Below are 24,049 nucleotides of genomic sequence, written 5' to 3' on the forward strand. Positions count from 1 at the left end.
CTTACTCAAAAAATAAAATGGCTAAGGTCTATTTAGTGTACTCAAAAATCGTATTCCAAACTGTTCAAATCGCAAAGAAACCGTTTTGAATCCCTAAGTTCAAATCAATTCAAAGACATAAATACTGCTAGACCTATATTAATACTTGACTAGAGGTAGAAAAAACTGATTTTCTTCTGTGCTCACGCGAGTTAACGTGTAAGTCATCAAGAAAATCAGTTTTTTATTTATATTTCAATCGGTCGACTGTCATCTAACGCGTAAAGAATTTTGTGCGTTACAGGTAATCCAGTCATGTTTGTCAGCGCAGCGGCGTAAAGGTTCAGTTGACCTCGGTAACGCTCAACTAACTTTTTGAGCCCCTCATCCTGATGCGCAGGATCAATATAATCAGTCTTGTAATCAAATAACGTGACCTCGTCATCCTTGATATAATAACCATCGATAATTCCGTGAATGAGCACTTGCTCTGCCTTCGTCTCATCTTCTGGCTGATGAATACCCTGATATAACTGATAAGCAGGTATTAGCAAAGAAAAGGCCGCTTCACGATGAACCTCATTCGAATGTTCAATCACTTGCTTGCCTAAATCACTGTGAAAGAAGCTTTCAATCTGCGACAAGTTGATTTTCAAAGCCACCGCATCAGTCAACACATGATCTTTAACCAATTGATTAACAAGATTCTGCAAGTCTTCGGGACTTGGTTGACCAGCGCTTATGTCTACTTCCTGCAGAACTAGGTGGGTCGCCGTTCCAATCTCAGTAGGTTTCGGTGCCGCGACCGTTTGCATAAACTGTGGTGTTCTCAATTCGTTGTTAGTGACCCGTGACCGCGCCTTGGCTTGATCGTCTAATTCCAAAGTACCGAACTGATTCTGATCGGGTTCCTCGAACAATCGCTTCAATTCTGAGACAGATTGGTAAGCAGTCGTTTTCGTTGCGGCTTCGTTTGCATAACTAAAAGACAATACCTGCTCTAACGCATCAACGTTAAGGTCGCCAAACTTGGTTTGTTTGGCCGTTTCACGTAATTCATCTAAGTAGGTTTGTTGTTCGTCATCCGCGACTTGTAAAATGCCGGCAGCCTCTAAATCAGCCTTCGTTTTTAAGACAAGTTCAAAGCTGTCCGCTCGCGTTTCGTTCACAACCTCAGACGACAACGGAATCACAAAATCATCCACTCCTAATTGTTTGGCCACTGACGGCAAACGTAAAAGGGCCATCCCAATCCAATCCATGAAGTTCTTAGTTTCCGATCTTAATGTCGTGTTTAATGTTAAGGCCGCATTGTTAGCGGATTTTTGCCAATGCTTTAATAGGTCATCCTGATCTTTATATGTGCCAACCACGAACAAACGTTGTTGTGCCCGTGTTAGAGCAACGTATAGCACCCGCATTTCCTCAGATAAAGTCTTTTTGAGTGACTCGCTGGCAACCAATTTTTTCTGCAGTGTATCTATCTTCAAATGACAACTTTGATCGTACCACGTGATTCCAATGCCAAGATGGTCGTCCAACACCACCGCACTCCGCTGGTCCGATAGATTGAAGCCGTGGGACGCGTCCATGACAAATACCACTGGAAACTCTAACCCCTTGCTACCATGGATTGTCATTACTGAAACTGCGTTGTCATTGCTTGCCGTACTAACCTCAGCCAAATCCTTATCGCGTTTTTGCATTTCCGTAATGAAGTGAACAAACTGGAAAACACCCTTAAAGCTGCTGTTTTCGTAATCAGCTGCCCGTGCGTATAGCGCGTGTAAGTTACTTGCCCGTTGTTGTCCACCTGGCATTCCAGCCACATAGTCAAGGAAGCCAGTATCTTGATAGATGGTCCAGATTAATGTTACCAACTGGTTCTGACGAGCAATATCTCTAAAGTGATCTAACTGCTTTAAAAAGCGGTGCAAACGTTCGTGGACACGCTGACCGAAATCACCAATCTTATCAGGTTCTGATTGGACACGTTGTTCAAAATTCAGCAGAGCTTGGTAGTAATCACCTGTTTTATTTTGAATGCGTAGGTAGGCTAATTCATTTTCATTTAAACCGACAATCGGAGAACGCAAAACAGCTGCTAACGGAATGTCCTGGTAAGGGTTATCAATAATTCGTAAAAGTGCCATCATAATTTGAATTTCAGTTGTTTGAAAATAATTCGCTGTATCGCGGACTTCTAAAGGAACCCCCAGCTTAGCAAATTGCTCTTGAAGTAACAGGTTGTTGTTACGAGTTGGGACCAGTAATGCGACATCACCATACGTCATGTCCCGATTGGTGCCTTGCTGGCGATCAAAAATTTGTGTCTTTTCGACTACCATATCACGAATTTTAGCCGCTACCATCACGATTTGACCTTCTGCGCGATCATTAATGGCCAAAGCATCAGTGACATCCTCTTCGTCATCGGCGCTGTCCGTAGAATCATCGTCAGTGCCGCTCTCGTAAATCATAACCTGCGTTTTTGGAACATCCTTCTCCGGATAATCCTTTGGTCCATATTGCAATTCAGCATCCCCGGCATAATTCATTTCGCCAAGGGATTCATCCATTAACTGTGAAAAAATCAAATTTGTAAAAGCATCAACGTTCTTCATCGAACGAAAATTATCAGCCAGAATAATCCGTTCACCATCGCTGTTCGGCTTTTGGGCCAATTGATCATGAGTATCAAATGTATTATATTTTTTCAAAAATAACGTTGGATCAGCCAAACGAAAGCGATAAATTGACTGCTTCATATCGCCCACCATGAACATGTTTCCATGACCAGTCGTCTGGTTAGCCACTGATTGCAAAATCGATTCTTGCAGCTCATTGATATCTTGGTATTCATCAACGAGTACTTCATGATACTTTTTCGTAATTTCTAGATGAACACTGTCGTCTTGCAAAATTTGATATGCAAAATGTTCTAGGTCGCCAAAATCAACCAAGTGTCGTTGCCGTTTTGCAGCCGCAAAGGCAGACATAAACTGCTTGACCACCTCGGCAAGTTGCGCAACTAATTCGCTTGCATGCTGGTTAACTTCTTTAATGTCAGCTTCGTTTAAAACAAAATAGCGATCAATAAGCTGCTCTAGACGTTTTTTTAAACCGCCCCGTAACGTTTTTAACTGATCATGAACGCGTTGATCATCGGCTTCTAATTTTCTCAATCCAGGTGCCCGACCAGTGTCAACACTAGCCAATTCATCTCGCAATGAATCCCATTTTGTCGCCGTTAATTCATCTTGCAACTTTGTAAACCGATCGGTTAAGGGAGCTAAAACCTTCTGCCACTTGGCAATATAGTCATCACTTGAGAAACCGGCAACAATGTTATTAGCCGTTTGGATATCTGCCAAACACTGTTGAATTGCGCTGACCACACTTGGCTGAATATATTGCTGCGCTAAATCACTTCCCCAAAGACTACCATCTGATAATTTGTACTGATTGACTAAACTCTCCAGCCACGCATCTGGCTTAGCTTTAGCAGTGGCAAACGTGGCGAGTCTAAAGACTAGGTCCTGTAATCCCTCATCATCACGATCGTTAGAAAAATTGCGGGTTAACTCAGCGAATCGACCATTATTATCGTTTGCGTATAAGGTTTCACGCAAATCGCCCCAAACATCTTCTTTTAGTAACTGGGCTTCCGTTTCATCGGCCAGCTGACGAAAAACCGGATCAAGTTTAATGACATAATAGTATTTCTGAACCAGTCGCAAACAAAATGCGTCTAGGGTGCTAATATCGGCGCTGCCAAGAAGATTTAACTGATGCAACAACTGACGGCGACGTTTGTTACTGTCGGCATCCTCGCCGTCAGTTTTATTTATTTCACGCCTTAATGTGGTTTGAATACGGTCACGCATTTCTTTAGCTGCTGCATTAGTAAACGTCACCACTAGTAAATTGGTAATATCTGTATCATTACTCTCATCCAACAATTTGGTAATCACACGTTCGACCAATACCCGCGTTTTCCCAGAACCAGCCGAAGCTGAAACTAAAACATTGTGGCCGGCATGATGGATGGCGGCGTCCTGAGCCGGTGTGAAATTTAACTTAGTTGTTGCCATCTTTATCAGCCTCCTGTTGCTTTGGATCAATCCGATGAAGGACATCTGCTGGTGTTAACTTATCCAACACGTGATAGCGGTTTTCGGGTAGCATTGCGTCAAATCGCATAACCGCGGTGTATGGTGAATACTGCAACCCCGTCTGTTTGCGCGCATTTTGGAATGGATTGAGCTTATCCGATCCGGCGAAAATCTGATTGCCTGCGTTAACAATGAGTTGTTCCTCGTATGACAATAAATCATTCAGTTGTTCAGCAGTAATGACCGTCTTAGCCGTCGCGGACAATGTTTTATCTTTTTTTAGAGCCAGTGGATAAACCTTTGAGTGACCACCATCTGCAATGTCCTGATCTAAATTCGTCAGAATTACAGGATCAGCAACTAGCACACCCTGGTATTTGTGAGCTGACAGCAAGGCATCACTGATAGATGCCAAGTCATTTAGGTCCAAACGCTTACCCTTACCCAGTTTATTTAGCGAAATACCTGCACTTTGAATGTGTAAGTATAAAGCTCCTGCTAACGAGTTTAACTGACTGGGGCTCACTGAATCGGCATCTTGGCGAAGGGCGTCAAGGTACGTCAACATCTGCATTGATAACCCATAATAGGCTTGTTCAAAATCAAATGTACGTCGTCCAGATTTATAATCCACAACACTCAAGTATTCTTTACTGCCAACATTCATCCCATCAACCCGGTCTATTTTCCCACGTACGTTAATGTGGCGATCCCCATGCAGTTTGAATGACAGAGCCGGCATTCCAGAATCCGCCCCAACATGGCCGAACAATACTTCCGTAGCTAATGTTCGCATCGGCGTAATTTGCTGTTGTTGCCCGATAATCGTCGCCATCCGTTTGATGGTTTCAATTAACTGATTGCGAATATATCCCATTCGGTGAGAACTGTTTAAAATGGCAAACTGCGGTTGGTCATTGACCATTGGCATCACTTCACTTACGAGATCATTGATGGCAGATTCACTCAGCTGACTTAAATCTAGTTGCCGACTGACCACTAATTTCATCAGCTGATCCAGCGCCATATGAAAGTACTCTCCAGTGCTAGCGGCAGATAATTCGAATTCATCTCGTTCATTTAAACGTAGCCCAAACTTAAGAAAGTACTCATACTGATTTCTATAGAATGTCTCAAGCTGTGAAATGGAAGTATTTAACTGATCACCATAAAGTCCTTGTACAATATCGGGCCGTAGTGGTTGTGGCGTATTTCGGTAGTCTATTCCCGCTAGTAATTGATCCGTTAACGTCTTAACGGAGGACAATCTCAACCAGCGGTACACGAACACCCATGGCTTTGGCAACGGCAATTGGGTCTCTTTGGCTTGATAACTGACCTTAATCAAATTAGTCAGTGCGAATCGTGGCGACCCAATAAACGGTTGCAGTGCACTAGCTTGTTGCGTTGCCACATTTGGAGTGGCGGTGTAAGTAACAACAGGCAACTGAAAGTGGTTCACAATGCTCGTGACGTAGCGTGATGGTTGAAGACCGTTCTCGTCAGTCCCCCCTTGCGGATAAGATAAGATCAGCTGCTGGCAGCCTGTCAGAAATCCCATGTAGTTAATATATGGATCAAACGTCATTCGTGTACCCGCGCTTAACGTTAAAAATTGATTATCTGCGAGTTTAGGGGCTAATCGATCTCGATCACCATCGGTTAAAATACTGCTTTCAGCAACCTGATCTGGCATAACATCATCAGTGGCCCCGATTAAGAAAACAACCTGATAATCATTTAGTTGGACAATTCCCGTTTCTGAAATTGTCACCTGGTCTAAGGTTGCCGGAATTTGCGTATAATTGGTGCCTTCGAATCCATTCAACAGCAACGCAGCAAATTCATCGATATCAAAATCAGCAGTCTCTCCTAACAGACTTACATACTCGTCCAAAATGCCGGTAAATGTATTCCATGCCTGCTCATTGCGGCTTGCGCGATCTAAATCTCCGGTGTCAGTAGCCGTTACCCGCCAGGAATTCAGGCAGTCGATCACCCCATTATCAGCTAAAAACTGATACAAAATTTTGGCTGCCTCGGTGCCATTAGTGGCCTTATCTAATTGTTTGAAAAATGGCGGCAAGACGGTCCCAATGAAATGGTGAATAACGTTTATTTGACGTTGAACCTCAACGTCTGCTTCCGTTAGGGTCTCATCATCGACATGTTGTAAACGCCAATACGTCCAATCTTCTTTTTCAACCCAACGAGAGCCCTCAATACCGGTTTTCAATACCCAATTTTCCGTTAGCGACAACGCTTGTCGAAAATCTTTGACTGACATTGCCTGCCCCGATGTACGGGGAATTAACAGCTCCGTTTTTAACAACCGCATCACATCTTGATAACGGTAATAATGGGCACGTACGTCAAATAGAGCACTGATTAATTCAATCAGTGGATGCTTGTCCATCGGTTTGTCTGAATCATCGAAATAAGGAATTTCCATCTGATCAAACACTGGACCAACAAAGTTTTCATACGGTGCTAAATGTCGGCTCAACACTAAAAAGTCACGATAATGATACCGTTCAGGCTGTTGGGCAACCATCGTTCGAATTTGGCGGGCAACTTGGTTGAGTTCGTCCAAACGTGTTTCAGCAGTGAACACACGTAAATTCGTTTGTGCCGAGAGTTGATCAACCGGCAGGCGTTTAGCGGGAACACTGGCGACCCAATAGTCGTCTAACTTAGCTAATTCAGTGCTTACCCGCAATTTCTTAGCAGTCGTATCTAGCTGAATCTGAACCTGATTTTCACGAGCTAACTGAACTAGTTTCAAATACGTTAATGACGGTTCATAAAATAGGTCACCCAATTCAGGCGTTTGTTTCGGGGCGTGCTGCATAACCAGCGAAACGGTGACCGAAGCAGCCTGTTTCATCATTACGGTGACTAATTGTTGTTCTTGTGCAGAAAAAGTGGCGTATCCGTCTAAATAAATATGGGCGTGTTTAAGTTCATTGCCTTGCGCCAAAAAATCAGTTAACTGGTTCACTAGGTCAGCATTATCGACATAATTACCGCTTAAGGTCTCTGTATATGCCTCGTATACAATCGCCAAGTCATGTAGTTTGCCGCCTAAATCTGCCTGTTCACTAGTTTCCAAAGAACCAGCAATATGTTGCAAATCCGCCGCGCTAACCTGACCGACCTTTAACTCAGAAAATTGGCGAACCAACTGATTAATAAAACCGGTTTGGTTAAGTTCACCGGCAAAAACGGTTAATTCAGTCTGGTGTTGCGCAATAATGTGATAAATTAGCATACTTAACCCAGCGTTTGATAAGCGTGGTAGTTGATAAGTCGGCGTGTTTTTCATAAAATACCAAGCTAATCGAGTGAACGAAAATACTTGAATTTGGCCATTCGCATAAAGTGACTGTCTTGTCTTATCCGTGGCTTCTTTCAGCGCATTTAAAACGCCAACCTCAGCATTGAACTTAATGTGGTTAGGCACCAAAACGAAGTATTGATCTTTTGGATGTTCAGCCATGGAGACACGCATTTGCTCAATCATTTCCTGACGATGATCAAATTTGGCCTGACCCAAAATAAAGTTTAATGACACGTTTTTTGCCCCTTTCTTCTGCGGAACTAACTTGTTGTGTCCATTTTACCCGAATCTGATTCTCGGTGAAATAGATGGACAAACATTTGTTCGATTTAAATTTTAATATCAAAAATAGTAATTAATGGTAGCGCTTTCATTAAACGTTTGCTATACTTCTAAGTGAGGAAGGAAGTTGGCCTTTAATGAGTTTAAAACACAGTTTGGACTACGCGTCCGAATGGTTGGTGTTAGACATCATGAAGTCACTTCACCGTGAAATGGTATTGTTCTGATAAACATCGTCCAGGGAGCGAACATCCCATTACAATTAGATGCTTAGACGAATGGCCAGTGAGTGAATCATGACCACGAAAAAAAGCGTTGGCCTTAGAAAGATTCCTTCCTAAGAACCACAGGGTCAGTTGGATGAAGTTGTTCATCAGCTGATAACAGGCAGGCGGCAACCTAGAATCCGCCACCAATATACGTGACTCCCGCGGGGTCGCACAATTAAACAGCCGGTGTGTGACCGGCAGTAATCCGTGAGCAAGGATCAACTTGGCAACAGCGTCATGAGATGTTTGCGATGACCGGATGACAGAGAAACCGTCCATCTTAACTGATGGGCGGCTTTTTGTGCTGGTTTAAATTAAGGGCTCAATGCCGGCGCATAATTAGCCACCAAATCAATTGACAGGCACAAACGAAAATAACAACTATCCCTAAGATTACCAGTGAAATAATTCGCAACGCAGGCGTTTGTGTCACACCTGCCCCATCCACCGTACGTGTCATGACGACTGCCACTGCGCATCCAAACAGAAAGTTCCAGATAATAGTCACCAACCACCACAATCGTTTCATCGCTAACCACCCCGAACATCAATGTTAAAAATGATGGTTCTCGGTGATCCTCCTAGTCAAACTAATAACAGCTTGTAACAGCAGCAAAATGCCTGCTGCAAAACAAGCAAATCGCATGCCAAAATTTAAGTCGATCTGCGACTGCCGCGCGGCAATAAGGTTTAGCACACCTATCAGTATCGTTGCAGAAACAAGTCGCGTTCTTCTAATCTTGAATATAAATAACAACATTGCCACAATCACAATCAACCCATCCATCATTCTTAGACCAGCAATTGTGGATAGCTGTGTCATCCGACTAGTTACCAAGATAGTTTCTGCGATTACGATCAAGACTTTTGAGAACTTAGCCGATATCGTTGTCACTGCGGAAACATTCATCAATGCGTCAACAGACGTTTGATAGACGACTGCCGCTTGTTGCAGCAATAAAACATCTGGCAGATTGCGCCCTGTCTCCCAGTTAGAAATAGCCTGACGTGAAACATTTAGTTGTTTAGCAGCCTCAGACTGTGTGAGCCGTAATTGATTACGTGCCCTCTTTAAATTGGCCGAGAGAATTTCACCTTTTGTTTGCATCATCTTCACTCCTAAAAAGTACCAGTAGCTTGCTGCATTGACGAGCAAGGAACGCTTGCATCCGCATTAACACAGTGTTTGTAAACCAACATAAAATCGTAATTGCTAAGTTATACATTAGCATTGATGTGAATAGACTTGTACCAATTTTTTAATCTACGAGTATCTGGTATTTCAAAGAAATTGTCCACTATCTCAGCGACAGAACTGTCAACAGCAAGCGCATTAACTAGATGGCTGCATTTGAAACTTGAACAGAAAACTTTAAACAATACTTTGACACACATAGTAATTGGTGATAAATTATACTCAATCAAACAAACAACTACTGGAGGTGCATTCATGAAACCCGAAATTTCTAAAGACATTATTCGGGGGCACACGACGACCATCATTCTTAATATTCTTAGCCAGGGCGACAGTTACGGTTATGAAATTGCTAAGGCCGTCCGTGAACTGAGCCACGATGCATATGAATTAAACGAAGCCACTTTATACACTGCATTTCGCCGCATGGAACGCAATGGTGATATCGAAAGCTACTGGGGCGACGAGACTCAGGGTGGCCGCCGAAAATATTACAAATTAACTGAACAAGGCACCCGTCTACTCACCAAAAATGTCGCAGACTGGGCGTTTGCCAAAAAGATTATTGATGACCTGATTACTGGGAGGATTGATGACAATGGACACAATTGATACGATGGTTAACCGGCGTTTGGATGAAACGTTTAAGGCTTATCCTGACACGGAAGAAATGCATGAATTACGTGAGGAGTTGGCCGCTGATCTGAGTGAGGCCGCTCATGACAATGAAAAAAAAGGCGCCACCATCACGGACGCCGTCAACAGAGCCTTTGAAGGATTAGGCAATCTCGACGACTTAGTGGATGAAATTAACGCCGAAAAAAATGCCACTGATCAAGATACTCATTCCGACGATGCTAAACAAACGTCACATGAGCATGCCTATAGTCATGGTCATCACATCGATATTGCCGATGGCAAGGTGATCATTGATGGTGGTAAAGTGCTCAGCATCGATGATAACGGTATTAAAGTTAACGGTGGTAAAGCGGTAAATATTGATAGCGATGGCATCAACATCAATAACGGTACGTTTACTGTCACAAACGACGGTATTCGGATGGGTAATCTTGTAATCGACAATCGTGGCATTCACACGGACGGCGGCAAAACAGTTGCCGGTTCGTTTACGGAAAAGAAGCAGCAATCACATAACGACAAGTTCGATCCCCATGCCAATGACGACACATTTTCAAACTTCGACCAGCAATTTAATGAACAAGAACCGGTCGATACCGAAATCTACGTGGACAGTTTAGCACTTGCCAACGAACAACAATTTTCTGCTGATCAAGTTCAGCGAATCGACTTTAAGTATGCTGACAGTAGCGTCCGAATTTTAAGCAATCCCGATGATGAGCACATCATCTTCCGGGAATACATGAACCGTGCTAATGACAGCTATCTCGCACAAACTAAGTTGGAGAATGGTACCCTGTCAATTCATAATGGATCACGGCCTCACCTGTTACCACTGCGGGTTCGTGTTCAACTACTCATTCCAGCATCCTTTGCAGGTGATTTACTGGTTAGCAGTGCCTCAGGTAGCGTTAATTTCAGCCATACCGGCGCTCTAAACCAGGTTCGTTTAGAAGCAAACAGCGGTTCAATTCGCATTAATGGTGCTCACTTTAAGGATTTGGATGTCAACGCATCCTCTGGTTCCGTTCGCATCAAGCAAACCACTGTTGCGGGACTATTACGTGCTCGTGCTCATAGCGGTTCAATTCGTTTGGCTGACACTACGGTTGCTAAGTTCGATGTGGACTCACACTCAGGTTCTGTCCGCGGCACTGACTTGATTGGTGCCGGTGCTTTCAACGCCAATTCAGGTTCAATTAACCTAAGTTTCAGCGATCTCACTGGCAATCTTGATACCACGGCACACTCCAGTTCAATCAAACTAGAATTCGCTAAGGGTATCGAGTATAACTTTGACTTGGACGCCAAAAGTGGTTCTATCACCGGTCCCGATAATGCTATCTACGATCACAATACGACTAACTTCAAAGATGGTGCAGTTGGTAACGACCCACATTTCTATGTCACCGCAGCAACAAAGTCCAGTTCGATCCACGTTTCTTAGTATTATTAACTGGTTAATTGTTTCGATGTCATCCAATCAAAATAACCTAAAACATCGAGAGCGGGACATAACACGTTTTGGCTTTCTCAGGTAACGCGAATAAGGCATTCATGGGTGTTTTTCCCATGAATGCCTTATTCGTGTTAGATGAGCAAAAGTCAGTGTTATGTCCCGCGTTTGCGGCAATTTTTCATCCGCATGACCCTTTGCGGTTGAAGAAAAATTGCCTGTTGACGTTTCATTAGAAATTGAGTTGAGGCGTTATGTCCCAGTTTCGATGTTTTTTGCACTTTATTTAGTTACTTCAGGAACACGCACTAAATCACGTTTGATCAGTTCCTGTGCGATTTGAACCGCATTCAATGCCGCCCCTTTAAGTAGGTTATCGGCAACGACCCACATGTGATAAGCGCCCGTATTTTCCCGGTCTGCTCGCATCCGGCCGACAAACGTTTCGCCATGACCAGCAGCGTTAATCGGTTGCGGATAAATTTGATGCGCCGGGTCATCCTGCAGTACAACACCCTTTGAATGAGCCAGTAGATCCTGCATATCTGATACAGCTGGTGTTTGATGCGTTTCAAAATAAACACTTTCGCCATGGCCAATTGGTACGGGTACGCGGACACAAGTTGCAGACACCTTGAGTTCCGTGTCGTTCATGTCGCCACGCAAAATTTTCTTAGTTTCGTGAATCATTTTCCACTCTTCATGCGTGAAACCATCTTCCTCAAACACATCAATCTGTGGCAACAAGTTAAACGCCAATGGATAGTGCTGTTCAGCACCCTTGACGGGTAAGATGGCAGCCGTCTCTTCTTCGCCTTCATGACGTTGTTGGGCCTCATCGAATAACTCGTTCATTGCCCGTTGACCAGCACCAGACGCCGCTTGATAAGTCGAAACTAGGACTTGATGTAACTTATACTGACGATCAATCGGTGCCAACGCAACAACCATTTGAATAGTACTGCAGTTTGGATTGGCAACAATACCATGATGCTGACTCAACATTTCTGGATTCACTTCAGGCACGACCAATGGTACATCTGGCTCCATCCGAAAGGCACTGGTGTTATCGACACAAACGGCCCCTGCTTTCACCGCTGCTGGTAGCAATGCTTTGGAAACTGAACCGCCAGCTGACGACAAGACGATATCGATACCTTTAAACGAGTCTGTTGTGGCTTCTTCAATCGTATAAGATTGGCCACGAAAGATGCGTGTTTGACCAGCTGAACGTGCTGACGCCAACAGCACCAATCGATCGACCACGATATCAGACTTTTCCAATTGTTGTAACATCCGTGTGCCAACTGCACCAGTAACACCAAGAATTGCGACATTAAATGATTGCATTAAATTGCTTCCTTTCAAGTTTCACTCCACTCGATCATTTAGTTAAGCCGAAACATCAACCGATAATTTGTTGGCACGATAAGCTGCCAGTCGTTTTACGGCTTCCTGAAGTTTGTCCATATCGGCGGCGTATGACAAACGAACGTGGCCTTCACCGCCAGGGCCGAAACAACTACCTGGGACAACAGCAACTTTTGCCTGTTGGGCAACCTTGAGCGCAAAAGCGCGGTCATCTTGTTCCTCATCTGCCGGTATTTTAGCGAACACATAAAAAGCACCGTTTGGTTGAGCCGTTGTAAATCCAAGTTGATTGAGCGCTTGTACCAGAAAATCACGACGTTCGTGATACTGTGCCTTCATGTCCGCCGTGTCTGCCGACCCATGCAGCAAAGCATCAGTGGCCGCCGCCATCATTGGTGTCGGTGCAGCGGTTACCAAAGCGCCATGTAGTTTGGCAATCTGCTGAGTAAGGGCCGCCGGGGCCGCTAGGTAGCCAACCCGGTAACCTGTCATGGCGAACGTCTTGGAAACGCCATTAATCACGATTGTCCGCTCTGGTAATAATGTGGAAATAGATACATGAGGCTGGTCGTAGGCTAATTCACAATAGATTTCATCAGCCAACACGAGCAACTTATGTTTACGAATCACTGCGGCCAATGCTTGCAACTGCGAGTCGGTGTAAGTGACACCAGTTGGATTGGTTGGATAATTCAAAACCAGCATCTTTGCACGCGGATGGGCAGCCAATGTAGCCGTTAGCCGAGCCGGTGTCAATACATAGTCATCTACTGAGGTATCAACTAACACTGGTGTAGCGCCATCGATCTGGGCAGTCGTAATGTACAACGGAAAAATTGGTGTTGGAATAATCACCTCGTCGCCCGCTCCCAAAACGGTGCCCATCGCCGCCGCAATCGCCTCTGTGGCCCCCACTGTCACCAATATTTCCGTTTGGGGATCGTAAGTGACCTGATTCAATTTAGTTAAGTATGTACTAATCGCTTCTCGTAGCTCCGGTAACCCAGCAGCTGGTGCGTAATGAGAGCGATTCTGATTGATTGCATCGATGGTCGCCTGCTTAACATGATCTGGCGCGTTAAAATCTGGTTCACCAAGCGTTAATTTCAGAATGCCAGGAATATCCTTTATTTGATTATCAAACTGACGAATTGCTGATGGCACAATTTGGTCAAACACGGACCGTGTCATCCCCGTTAACTGAGCTTCTAATTCTGGCATATGCATTCTCCTTTGACCGCATCAATTCGCGGTATGACGCTAATCTAAAACCTGTTCCAAACCAACCTTTAATTCCGTTAATGTTGTTACTTTACTCAATGCTAACTTGACGCCGACCATAAATGACTCACAATCATACGTGTCCTGCCGAATCGTCAGCGCTTCGCCCGTTCCGCCAAACAACACTTGTTCATGTGCTAGATAACCAGGCAACCGGACTGCATGAATCGGAACGTTATCGACAATCCCACCGCGCACACCATCCACGCTGCTTTCAGTATGATCGGGATCTGGCTGCTGTTGCCGACCGGCAGCGATTGCATGAGCTGTGGCAACGGCCGTACCGGATGGTGCATCCCGTTTATCAGCATGGTGCATTTCAATAATCTCCGCGTTTGGAAAGTATTTAGCCGCCTGTTTAGCAAACTGAGTTAGTAACACCGCCGACAATCCAAAGTTTGGAACGATCAACCCACCTAGATGAGCCGAGGCAGCTAACGCCTGCAATGATTTTATTTGTGCTGTCGTTAAGCCACTCGTGCCAACCAATGGGACTAACCCGTGTTGCAAGGCTACTTCAACGTTGTGTTCAACCACAGTTGGGGTTGTAAAGTCTAACCAAACATCTGCCTCAGGCAACTCGTTTTCCGTAGTGGCAACGACAACTTGGCTTGGCAAATGTTGTGTGTCATTCCCGTCTGTCAGTGCGGCATGAGGATCAAACACGCCAGTTAATTCAAACCGATCATCGTTTAAAATTGCCTGGCAGCTAGCAGTCCCCATACTGCCACGAAAGCCAGCGACAATAACACGAATCTTTGACTCACTCATTTTCTATACCGCCTCCGTGTTTTCTGCCAACGGAATATCGCTTAGTTGGTGAACGCCTAAGCGTTGTGCCAAAATGGTTTGCTCAGTGTCATTCAGAGGAACGATTGGCAAACGTGGGTTACCAACTGGTAGTCCCTGCGCATTTAAAACGGCCTTGACTGGTGATGGTGATGGATACATGAATAACGCAGCCATCTTTGGCATCAAGTCACGTTGAATATGGCCAGCACGTGCAACATTGCCTTGTTCTAGTGCGTCATATTCCTGTCGCATCGCTGGACCATATATGTGACTGGCAACGGAAATGACGCCAGTCCCACCCAGTGCCTTCACTAATAACGCTTGGGCATCTTCACCACTGTATACAGCAAAATCTGTTGGCGCATCATTAATTAACGCCGCCAAATCTGCATCGCTACCACACTGTTTTACACCGCTGATGTTCGGCACTTGTGCAAGTTGGAGAATCGCTTCGTTAGTCATGTTGACACCAGTTCGGCCAGGAATGTTGTAAATGACGATCGGTTTAGTAGCGGCTTGAGCAACCGCCGTAAAGTGGGCAACCATTCCCCGTTGATTAGGTTTGTTGTAATAAGGGACAACGACCAACGTTGCATCAATCCCGTCAATCGCATCTACTTCCCGATTAAAGGCAATCGTCGCAGCTGTATTATTACTGCCTGTCCCAGCGATAACGACACCTCGACCAGCCACAATCTGTGCAAAACGGGTATAAAGTTCAATCTTTTCTTCGTGCGTTAGCGTCGGCGTCTCACCTGTCGTCCCACCAATGACAAAACCGCGTGAACCAGTTTCAATGAGCATATTTGTTAATCGCGTTAATGCGTCGAAATCAATATGATCATCTTCGGTAAACGGTGTGATAATCGCTGTTAATAAATCATTTTGTTCAAACATTTTAAATTCCTCCTTGTCAATGAGAGCCATCCGGATTCAACCGAATCCGAGCATCACTTTCTTGTCATCCGTTCCTCCAAAAATTCAGTAATGGCGGTGACACCCTTGTTAATAGCGGACTCGTCCGGCGTCATTTTGGCAGAGTGCAACGGCGCGTGACCATCTACGCCTAACCAAAACATCGTGCCAGGAAATTGATGCAGCATATATCCGAAGTCCTCGCCAGTCATGGCCGGCGCCGTTTCAATAAAGTCCACGTCTGGCGCATTTTTCATAAATTGAATAAATGGTACTGTCAGCCGTGGGTCGTTTTCTACCGGCAAGTAACCGCCCTGATTCAGTTCAACATTGACTTCGCACTCGAAACTCGTAGCGATGCCATTGGCGATTGCCTGTAGCCGCTGGTCAATGTGTTCAATCATCGCTTGCGTTAGTCCGCGAATGGTTCCTTCTAACCTGGCACGGCCAGCAATGACGTTGCGAATACTACCAGCATTCAGTTTGCCAAACGTCACCACGCCCCCTTCAATTGGGTCAACGCTTCTAGAGACGACGGTCTGCGCTTGCATGATAAAACTGGCGCAAGCCACTACCATGTCGTTAGCCAAGTGCGGATAAGCCGCGTGCCCGCCTTTGCCAACAAAATCCACGTTAATTTCAGTCGTGCCGGCAAATAGTGTGCCATTGCGGCATCCAATCACGCCTGCAGATAGCTCCGGATTGACATGCAAGCCATAAAACTCATCAGGTCGCCATTCGCCAGTAAAGGCGCCAGCTTCAACGGCCAACTTGCCACCGTTGTCGTTTTCTTCAGCCGGTTGAAAGAAAAATAATAAGTCATCTTTGGGCTGATGATTAGCAAAGTAATTGAGCACCCCTAGGGCCACCGTCATGTGAATATCATGGCCACAAGCATGCATCTTGCCGGGATTTGTCGAGGCATATGGCAATCCTGTCGCCTCTGTAACTGGCAAGGCATCAATATCAGTGCGGTACCCAATACACCGTTGCGGCTTACTTCCTTGAACTTTAACCATCAAAGCAGTTGGCAGACTTGTTATGTGATGAATGGTCAACCATTGCTGAGGCATTATTTCGATGACTTGCCGTAAATATGCGGCTGTTTGAGTTTCGTGCAGTGCCAACTCTGGAATTTGGTGCAAGTGACGGCGAATATGAATTAAATCTAACGTTTCAGACATGCAGTACCAGCTTTCTTTCAGTCAAACGTGCTAGAGCTTTCGTAACGAATCTTGAAGTTTCGTTTTAGCCTGCGTTTTCGCATCGTTAACTTTAATTACCTTAGCTGGAACACCAGCAACAACGGTATTAGCTGGCACATCCTCAGTTACCACAGCGCCAGCACCAACTACCGCGTGTTCCGCAACATGAACGCCCTCAATAACCACTGCATTAGCCCCAATCAACACATCATCATCGATGCGCACGGGTTCTGCAGAAGCTGGTTCGATTACCCCGGCTAGCACCGCGCCGGCACCGATATGACAATGTTTGCCAACGATTGCACGCCCACCAAGCACGGCACCCATATCAATCATTGAATCAGCACCAATCTCTGCGCCGATGTTGATCAACGCACCCATCATAATGACAGCGTGATCACCAATCACCACCTGATCACGAATGATGGCACCCGGTTCAATGCGGGCGTTAATTTCACGTGCATCTAATAACGGAACCGCTGAATTAGTGGCATTAGTTTCCACATGCGTTTGCGCAATCACATCTTGGTGTACTTCAAGAAATGGTTTTACTACCGGCCAGCTGCCAAACAACGTACCAGTATGATCTTCCATAAACGCTTCAATGCCATCTGGAATCGTCAGTTGACGTAAGTGATCGCCACTAACAGTGACCTTGACCGGCGTTTGTTTCTTAGCGGTCGCTATCGTATGAATGATTTGTGTCGCATCTAATTCTGCCATGTGAATCCTCCTCAATGATTGACTTACCGAGCTTCGGCGGCACTCTTTTAAACGTGCACCTAACCTCTGAATCCTGTGCATAGGCTACAAGCCAAAGCATTCGGAAAATCACCGAATACTCCGTCTCGTTTCTTATTGCTCGGATTCAACCGAAGTTAGGCATCACTCTTCCTAAACGTGCACCTGTCGCCCAGAAGCCTGCGCATAACCTGAAAGGCGTTTCATCCGGCAGCCCACCGAATGCTACGCCTTCCACGTTATTGCTCAACTTCTCCCAGGGCTTCGGTGGCACTCTTCTTAAAATCCTCATCTAATGCGAGCATGTCGCGGATAGTTTCGCGTCGGACGACGACGCTGGCTTGTTTGTGATTGATAAAAATGACGGCTGGACGTGGATTACGATTGTAGTTGCTGGCCATCGAGTAACCGTATGCACCGGTGGCTAAGAGTGCAATCACATCGCCTGTTTTCGTAACGGGCAACGTCGCTTCATTTACTAGAATGTCGCCGGACTCACAATATTTACCGACAATATGGATGGTTTCTTTAGAAGAATCTTCAACATGATTAGCCAATACCGGCTCGTATGCCGCCTGATACAACGCTGGTCGAATGTTATCCCCCATGCCGCCATCAACGGCCACGTATGGTAACAAACCGGGGACACGTTTGTTTGCGCCAACCCGATATAAATTGATTCCTGCCGGACCAACTAACGACCGGCCAGGTTCAATCCAAATCTCCGGCATTTCTAGATGATGATTGCCTAACCTAGCCTCAATCGTCGTCAACACAGTATCAAGCTGGTCCTCCGGTGATTGTGGATCGTCACCTTCCACATATTTAATGCCGAACCCGCCGCCTATATTTAGCACCTGGGCGGAATAGCCAAACGCATCATGCCAATGGGTCAGCAATTCAATCAGTTTCTCGGCTGCCATTACAAAGCCGGTACTCTCAAAGATTTGCGATCCAATATGTGCATGAACGCCACGAACCTCTAGATGGTCATCCGCTAAGGCTTCTGTCAGCGCTTGATCCGCTTGACCAGAACCAATGTCGAAACCAAACTTGCTATCGACCTGACCCGTTTGAATGTACTGATGTGTATGGGCACTAACGCCGGGGGTCACTCGAATTTGAATCGCAATGGTTGCGCCCCGTTCTTGTAGCAAACGTTGTAATAAATGAAGCTCAACAAAATTATCAACAATAATCGTGCCAAGATGATGATCCAGTGCCATTGTCAGTTCATCCACAGACTTATTATTCCCGTGAAAACTCAGTCGAGATGCTGGAAAGCCGGCCGCAAACGCCGTTGCCATTTCGCCTGCTGACACAACGTCCGCATGTACGCCAAGTGGCGCCAACAGCTGATAGATTCCCTTCACGCAGAAGGCTTTCGACGCGTAACTCACGATGCCATCAATTCGATGGTTAGCAAACGTCTGTTGAAAGGCCTTCACCTGGCGAACGATATCCTGCGTATCGTAAGCAACCAGCGGTGTGCCAAACTGCTCTGCCAGTTTGACGGTATCCATACCGCCGATCATTAAATGATTTGTCGTTGACTCAACTGTTGTTGTCATTTTTTTGCTCCTTTTAGTTTTTAGAAGTTATGTGTCTGTTCAAACGGTTATGCGCTTTGCCTATACGGCGATCATCTTTGCAAGGTAAACTGAAAGGCGTCAACATTGACAACCGAAAGCACAGACACATAGCACGAAAAAGGGGCTCATTTGCATAGGTGCGTACGCAAAAGAGTCCCGAAAATAAATTCATTTCGTTTCTGAATGTCGTAAGCGCCCCGCGATGAATTTTTCATCACGACAGTTTGCTGATTGTTCATCAACATCCCAGCCAAAGCGATGGTCAATCGTCCAGCTTCGGCAACCGCCCCTTTCATCAGTTTCTATGTCGTGACCCGACTCCGCTGATTACTCTTGTTGGTTGCAACCTCTTTTCACATTTAATTTTAATGAGCATATCGCTCTTTTCATAACCCGTCAAGTCCCCATTTGAATTTTATATTTCCAAGTAAAACGCTGTACCAACGCGTTTACATTTATTTTCATTTAGCTATTGTAATTGAAAACTAATTCGCTATAATTGCCAGTAATCATAGAAGAGGTTGCGAAGATTAAAAGTAACTAAGAGGAAATCGACGAGGTTAACGACGCTTAGTGAAAGGATGATTCGCCGAAACTTTGACTGACTCGTCTCAGTTAGGGTTGGGACTTGGGTTAACAGCCCAAGGACTGTCGCAACTAACAAAAAAGTTGCGGGGCGCTATCTACGACCATACATAACCGGTACTATATCGATTACGTTCGATTAGACTAAGCGCACCCAATGACCTCGTTAAACAAAGTCATTGGGTGCGCTTTTTAAATGTAATCGTGGGTGTGAATGATTTCAGTGTCGATTCCCCTTCTAACATCAAAACAATGGTCAGTTTGGAAAAACGACCGTGGTAAGCGAGGTTAGGATCGATGAAAGTAATTAAGTTTGGTGGCAGTTCTTTGGCAGATGCGACGCATTTTAACGACGTCATACAGATTTTACAAATGGATAGGCAACGCCGCGTGGTGGTCGTTTCAGCACCCGGCAAACGAAATGAGAACGATGAAAAAGTTACCGATTTACTGATTGATTACGCACGTGCGCATGGTAAAACACAGCAGTCAATCGGCCAGCAAATCATCGACCGATATCAAGAAATCGCAACAGCGTTTGATATTTCGGCAGCTCAATTTAAGCCACTGGCAGATCAAATTTTGGCCCTACCAACGACATCATTTCGTGGCCCAGCCTTTAGAATGGCTGCGTTTAAAGCCCATGGGGAAAAGTTAAACGCACAGTTACTAGCGCTGGTGTTAAATACGCAGGGATTAGCCGCTCGCTACGTTGACCCACACGAACTTGGCTTAATTGCCACGCAGGAGCCAAACAACGCGACCATTTTGGCCCAGACATACACACACCTGGCCGTGGCCCGTCAGGAGCTGCTAGCGGAAGATAAACTATGGGTCGTCCCTGGTTTCTTTGCCTATACAACCAGCGGTCAACTTGCAACCTTTTCCCGTGGTGGCTCAGACATCACAGGTGCCATTCTTGCTCGTGGTTTGCATGCAACTGAATACGAGAACTTTACGGATGTCGACTCCATCTACGCCGCGAACCCCAACGTGGTCGCTAACCCAGCCCCAATCACTAAGATGAGCTACGTTGAGATGCGTGAGCTTTCATATGCCGGTTTCTCAGTGTTTCACGATGAGGCAATTATTCCTGCCATTGAAGGTCAGGTACCCATTTGCGTAAAGAATACCAATCATCCCAGTGCGCCAGGAACACTGATTGTACCAACGAATCAGTCACAGCCTAAACGATTAATCACGGGTGTCGCCAGTTCCAAACGGTTCGCAGCGCTCTACCTGCACCGGTATCTGTTGAACCGGGAAGTTGGCTTCACATTAAAGTTGCTCAAGATCCTCTTCCGCTACCACATTAGCTACGAACACATGCCTTCAGGAATTGACGATTTAACGATCATCTTCGATCGCAATCAAATTCCGACAGATGTCCTCCCTCGTTTGCTAGCAGATATCAAAGAAACGTTGCAACCAGACCGCCTGCAGTGGATCGATGATTACGCGATCTTGATGGTGGTTGGTGAAGGTATGCGCAATCAGGTCGGTGTCATTGACCGGATTTTGCACCCGCTAGCCACTCACCACATTGGTGTTCAAATGATCAACCAAGGGGCGTCACGAATTTCCATCATGATTGGTGTTCGCGAAGCGCAGGCTGATGACGCCGTTCGCCTCATCTATAATGACTTCTTTAATCAACCAGTTAGTTTGCCACTTCGTCAACCAGCACAGGAGGTTACCCATGGTTAATTTAATTCGGGTTCATGGTTCTGAAAATAGTTTTTACCTGCTTGATCAACGACAACTTAAACATGCCCTCACCTCAGCTGAACTCAGTCATTTGGCGCAACAAGTCAACGACACAGCACCAGCAGGGCTGGGCAAAGTAGACGGCGTCCTGGTCGTCAGTGACAGTCGTCATCCCAACGCAATTGGCCGAATGCAGGTATTCAATCGCGACGGCAGCCAAGCAAGCATGTGTGGCAACGGCTTACGAACCGTCAGCCGCTATCTTGCAGAACAAACGCATCAAACGGACTTCCAAGTTGAAACAGATGCGGCTGATTTACCAGTTCATCAAGTGACTCCGTTTGCGCCAGATGTGCCCGCGTTTAGTGTCAGCATTCAACCCATCAGTTTCGATGCTGCTTCGATTGGTTTACATCAAATCCCGACAACACCACTTCTAAACGAGAACAACTTGTCGTTTTCAACAAATTCATCGGCAACCTTTTCCGCTGTGGCCGTGCCAAACCCGCATTTGATTAGTCTCACAGACCATAATCATCCCAATGCGTTAACAACCGCCTTTTTGGGCACACTCGGGCAACAATTAAACGGTCAAAACCCGTGGTTTCCTGATGGCGTCAATGTCAGCTTTGGTTGGGAAATCAATGACACTACCCTCTTTGTGCGGACGTTTGAGCGCGGCGTTGGTTTTACAAACGCCTGTGGTACCGGCATGTCGGCCACATCGCTAATTTGGGTACTGACTCATCCAGCCGCTCAGCTTGACCAACTCCTGACCATCTATAATCCAGGTGGCATGGTTCAAACGCGCGTCCATCACCAAAACGCCGCGTACACTATCGACCTAATCGGCAACGCGACCTTCACTGACTATTTGCGTTTGAGCGAAGCTGACTTACACGCCGGCAACCTTGCCAGTGCAGAGGTTGCCGCAACTCAAGAAGAGACCGCCTACCACCAATTCGTGTCCCAGTTACCACATTGGTCATTTGGTGATGTCCGTCCAACTGCAGATGAACATTAAGCTTGCAAAAAAGGGGACCGGTTCCGCAATCTAGCTGCGAAACCAATCCCTTATATTTATTCTCTACAGAATTGGTGACAATAGGCGTGAAAATGTTTGTTTGAACTTACGCCAATACGATTGTTGAGCAAACGTCTCATATGTCGTCAGTTCACTGACGCGCATATCGGCTTCAAATAGCTTAGCCAACTCCGCGGTCACTTTAGGATCATACAGAAAGGCATTGACCTCAAAGTTTAGTTTGAAACTACGGAAATCTAAGTTCGCCGATCCAACAGAGGCAACCCCGTCATCAACGACCATCGTTTTAGAATGGATAAAACCGTTGCGATACTTGAAAATTTTGACGCCGTTTCGAGACAACTGCTTTGCGTAATACTCGGTTGCCCGGTATACAAAGGCATGATCTGGCTTGCTTGGAATCATAATGCGGACATCTACACCACTGCCGGCCGCGACTCGAAGCGCATCTAGAACGGAGTCATCCGGAATTAAGTATGGCGACTGAATCCACAGCCGTTTACGAGCTGAGTTAATCAATCGTAAGTAGCCCATCTTAATCTGCTCTTTATCAGAATCGGGACCAGATGAAACAATCTGCATGTTGGTTTCACCCTTCACCTTGGTGATATGGAAGAAATCGTTGGTAACGTTTAACGGTTTGGTACGACTGGTAGCGTTCCAATCACGAATAAACCGTGACTGAAGTCCGTAAACGCCTGCCCCAACAATGCGAAGATGCGTATCACGCCAGTAACCAAACTTTTCTTTACGGCCAAGATACTGATCGCCGACGTTAAAGCCACCGGTATAGCCAATGGCTCCATCAATCACAACAATCTTACGGTGATCACGGAAGTTCAAACGAAAATCCACTAACGCACTACGCGTTTGCAGGAAGGGATATGCCTCCCCACCCGCGGCTCGCAACGGATCATAGAATTTAGGCCGCACACCCATTGAACCCCATGAATCGTATAGCACCCGCACAGCCACGCCAGCTTCCGCCTTACGAATCAACAAACGCAACAGCTCGTTACCAATGTCGTCATTATAGATCGTATAAAACTCGATATGGATACTCTGTTTAGCCCGTTCGATGTCTTCAAACATCTGGTGGAACAGCACTTTCCCATCAGAAATAATGTGCACTCGATTATTACGAGTTAAAAAGGCTTGATCTGACTCGATAAAAAGATTGACCGTACCTAACGCGGTGGCAGTTACATCATCCGCGTCATTTCGCTCTGATGACAACTCCGCTCGCTGGAGCGCTAGCTGCTCATCAAGCTGTGACTGCTCTTGTTCCTGAATTTGAAATAGTCGATTCTTCGGCAATCGCCGACCGACAAAGGCGTAAGCAATGAAACCGATGATCGGTAAGAACACCAGCACCAGCAGCCAGGCCCAGGTCGCTGAAATATCACGCGGTTCACGAAACACGGTAATGAACGCCAACACCGCGTTTACATAGATAATTGTTTCAAAAATAAAATGTGCCCAGTTCATCTGGATTGGTCCTCCAATACGCGTAAATGCTAATTTCATCTTACTCATCTTT

The 24,049-nt window shown here is 45.7% G+C and carries 16 protein-coding genes and 2 riboswitches; of the genes, 4 read left to right on the forward strand and 12 right to left on the reverse strand.

Going from position 1 to position 24,049, the window contains the following annotated elements:
- Positions 1-227: 227 nt before the first annotated feature.
- The 4 genes from addA to LROSL1_RS12190 all read right to left on the reverse strand — a co-directional run bounded on the left by addA (position 228) and on the right by LROSL1_RS12190 (position 9,096).
- Positions 228-4,073, reverse strand: a complete 3,846-nt coding sequence (gene addA, locus LROSL1_RS12175) for a helicase-exonuclease AddAB subunit AddA (RefSeq protein WP_178914760.1) — start codon at positions 4,071-4,073, stop codon at positions 228-230.
- Positions 4,060-7,668, reverse strand: a complete 3,609-nt coding sequence (locus LROSL1_RS12180) for a PD-(D/E)XK nuclease family protein (protein ID WP_178914761.1) — start codon at positions 7,666-7,668, stop codon at positions 4,060-4,062. The genes addA and LROSL1_RS12180 overlap by 14 nt, the downstream gene beginning before the upstream one ends.
- A 639-nt stretch (positions 7,669-8,307) precedes the next feature.
- Positions 8,308-8,514, reverse strand: coding sequence for a DUF3923 family protein (locus LROSL1_RS12185; RefSeq protein ID WP_178914762.1), 207 nt, complete (start codon positions 8,512-8,514; stop codon positions 8,308-8,310).
- A gap of 24 nt (positions 8,515-8,538) precedes the next feature.
- The gene (locus LROSL1_RS12190; protein ID WP_225440531.1) at positions 8,539-9,096 is read right to left on the reverse strand and encodes a helix-turn-helix domain-containing protein; all 558 of its coding nucleotides are present in this window, start codon (positions 9,094-9,096) and stop codon (positions 8,539-8,541) included.
- Positions 9,097-9,435: 339 nt separating this feature from the next.
- On the opposite strand from LROSL1_RS12190, the gene LROSL1_RS12195 reads away from it, so the two are divergent.
- Both LROSL1_RS12195 and LROSL1_RS12200 read left to right on the forward strand, forming a co-directional pair.
- Entirely contained in the window at positions 9,436-9,792 is a 357-nt protein-coding gene (locus LROSL1_RS12195) for a PadR family transcriptional regulator (RefSeq protein ID WP_026017039.1), read from the forward strand.
- On the forward strand, positions 9,779-11,266 hold the full coding sequence (locus tag LROSL1_RS12200; protein WP_178914763.1) for a DUF4097 family beta strand repeat-containing protein: 1,488 nt from the start codon (positions 9,779-9,781) through the stop codon (positions 11,264-11,266). Before LROSL1_RS12195 ends, LROSL1_RS12200 begins: the two co-directional genes overlap by 14 nt.
- A 291-nt stretch (positions 11,267-11,557) precedes the next feature.
- On the opposite strand, the gene LROSL1_RS12205 is transcribed toward LROSL1_RS12200, so the two are convergent.
- The 7 genes from LROSL1_RS12205 to lysA form a co-directional block, all read right to left on the reverse strand.
- Complete coding sequence (locus tag LROSL1_RS12205) at positions 11,558-12,625, reverse strand: aspartate-semialdehyde dehydrogenase (RefSeq protein ID WP_178914764.1); 1,068 nt, start codon at positions 12,623-12,625, stop codon at positions 11,558-11,560.
- A gap of 42 nt (positions 12,626-12,667) precedes the next feature.
- Complete coding sequence (locus tag LROSL1_RS12210) at positions 12,668-13,867, reverse strand: aminotransferase class I/II-fold pyridoxal phosphate-dependent enzyme (protein WP_178914765.1); 1,200 nt, start codon at positions 13,865-13,867, stop codon at positions 12,668-12,670.
- Positions 13,868-13,906: 39 nt separating this feature from the next.
- Positions 13,907-14,698, reverse strand: coding sequence for a 4-hydroxy-tetrahydrodipicolinate reductase (gene dapB / locus LROSL1_RS12215; protein WP_178914766.1), 792 nt, complete (start codon positions 14,696-14,698; stop codon positions 13,907-13,909).
- Positions 14,699-14,701: 3 nt separating this feature from the next.
- Positions 14,702-15,616: a 4-hydroxy-tetrahydrodipicolinate synthase gene (dapA, locus tag LROSL1_RS12220; RefSeq protein WP_178914767.1), complete on the reverse strand. Its 915-nt coding sequence runs from the start codon at positions 15,614-15,616 to the stop codon at positions 14,702-14,704.
- A 53-nt stretch (positions 15,617-15,669) separates the two neighbouring features.
- On the reverse strand, positions 15,670-16,818 hold the full coding sequence (locus tag LROSL1_RS12225; RefSeq protein ID WP_178914768.1) for an N-acetyldiaminopimelate deacetylase: 1,149 nt from the start codon (positions 16,816-16,818) through the stop codon (positions 15,670-15,672).
- A 30-nt stretch (positions 16,819-16,848) separates the two neighbouring features.
- Positions 16,849-17,562 (reverse strand): 2,3,4,5-tetrahydropyridine-2,6-dicarboxylate N-acetyltransferase, encoded by a 714-nt coding sequence (gene dapD, locus LROSL1_RS12230; protein ID WP_178914769.1) that lies wholly within the window; start codon positions 17,560-17,562, stop codon positions 16,849-16,851.
- Positions 17,563-17,819: 257 nt separating this feature from the next.
- Entirely contained in the window at positions 17,820-19,151 is a 1,332-nt protein-coding gene (gene lysA, locus LROSL1_RS12235; RefSeq protein ID WP_178914770.1) for a diaminopimelate decarboxylase, read from the reverse strand.
- A 203-nt stretch (positions 19,152-19,354) separates the two neighbouring features.
- Positions 19,355-19,532, reverse strand: a riboswitch (Lysine riboswitch).
- A 147-nt stretch (positions 19,533-19,679) separates the two neighbouring features.
- A riboswitch (Lysine riboswitch) is annotated at positions 19,680-19,863 on the forward strand.
- A gap of 191 nt (positions 19,864-20,054) precedes the next feature.
- Here lysA and LROSL1_RS12240 point away from each other — a divergent pair.
- Together LROSL1_RS12240 and dapF are read left to right on the forward strand one after the other, a co-directional pair.
- Entirely contained in the window at positions 20,055-21,464 is a 1,410-nt protein-coding gene (locus LROSL1_RS12240) for an aspartate kinase (RefSeq protein ID WP_178914771.1), read from the forward strand.
- Entirely contained in the window at positions 21,457-22,488 is a 1,032-nt protein-coding gene (gene dapF, locus LROSL1_RS12245; protein ID WP_178914772.1) for a diaminopimelate epimerase, read from the forward strand. The genes LROSL1_RS12240 and dapF overlap by 8 nt, the downstream gene beginning before the upstream one ends.
- A gap of 63 nt (positions 22,489-22,551) precedes the next feature.
- On the opposite strand, the gene cls is transcribed toward dapF, so the two are convergent.
- Entirely contained in the window at positions 22,552-23,997 is a 1,446-nt protein-coding gene (cls, locus tag LROSL1_RS12250; protein WP_178914972.1) for a cardiolipin synthase, read from the reverse strand.
- Positions 23,998-24,049 lie beyond the last annotated feature (52 nt).

It is taken from the genome of Furfurilactobacillus rossiae, from assembly GCF_013394005.1.
Lineage (GTDB): Bacteria > Bacillota > Bacilli > Lactobacillales > Lactobacillaceae > Furfurilactobacillus > Furfurilactobacillus rossiae.

Excerpts from the sequence above, each read along its gene's own strand:
- addA (WP_178914760.1), bottom strand. The coding sequence starts at position 4,073 with ATGGCAACAACTAAGTTAAATTTCACACCGGCTCAGGACGCCGCCATC.
- LROSL1_RS12185 (WP_178914762.1), bottom strand. The coding sequence starts at position 8,514 with ATGAAACGATTGTGGTGGTTGGTGACTATTATCTGGAACTTTCTGTTT.
- LROSL1_RS12190 (WP_225440531.1), bottom strand. The coding sequence starts at position 9,096 with ATGATGCAAACAAAAGGTGAAATTCTCTCGGCCAATTTAAAGAGGGCA.
- LROSL1_RS12195 (WP_026017039.1), top strand. The coding sequence starts at position 9,436 with ATGAAACCCGAAATTTCTAAAGACATTATTCGGGGGCACACGACGACC.
- LROSL1_RS12200 (WP_178914763.1), top strand. The coding sequence starts at position 9,779 with ATGGACACAATTGATACGATGGTTAACCGGCGTTTGGATGAAACGTTT.
- LROSL1_RS12205 (WP_178914764.1), bottom strand. The coding sequence starts at position 12,625 with ATGCAATCATTTAATGTCGCAATTCTTGGTGTTACTGGTGCAGTTGGC.
- LROSL1_RS12210 (WP_178914765.1), bottom strand. The coding sequence starts at position 13,867 with ATGCCAGAATTAGAAGCTCAGTTAACGGGGATGACACGGTCCGTGTTT.
- dapB (WP_178914766.1), bottom strand. The coding sequence starts at position 14,698 with ATGAGTGAGTCAAAGATTCGTGTTATTGTCGCTGGCTTTCGTGGCAGT.
- dapA (WP_178914767.1), bottom strand. The coding sequence starts at position 15,616 with ATGTTTGAACAAAATGATTTATTAACAGCGATTATCACACCGTTTACC.
- LROSL1_RS12225 (WP_178914768.1), bottom strand. The coding sequence starts at position 16,818 with ATGTCTGAAACGTTAGATTTAATTCATATTCGCCGTCACTTGCACCAA.
- dapD (WP_178914769.1), bottom strand. The coding sequence starts at position 17,562 with ATGGCAGAATTAGATGCGACACAAATCATTCATACGATAGCGACCGCT.
- lysA (WP_178914770.1), bottom strand. The coding sequence starts at position 19,151 with ATGACAACAACAGTTGAGTCAACGACAAATCATTTAATGATCGGCGGT.
- LROSL1_RS12240 (WP_178914771.1), top strand. The coding sequence starts at position 20,055 with ATGAAAGTAATTAAGTTTGGTGGCAGTTCTTTGGCAGATGCGACGCAT.
- dapF (WP_178914772.1), top strand. The coding sequence starts at position 21,457 with ATGGTTAATTTAATTCGGGTTCATGGTTCTGAAAATAGTTTTTACCTG.
- cls (WP_178914972.1), bottom strand. The coding sequence starts at position 23,997 with ATGAACTGGGCACATTTTATTTTTGAAACAATTATCTATGTAAACGCG.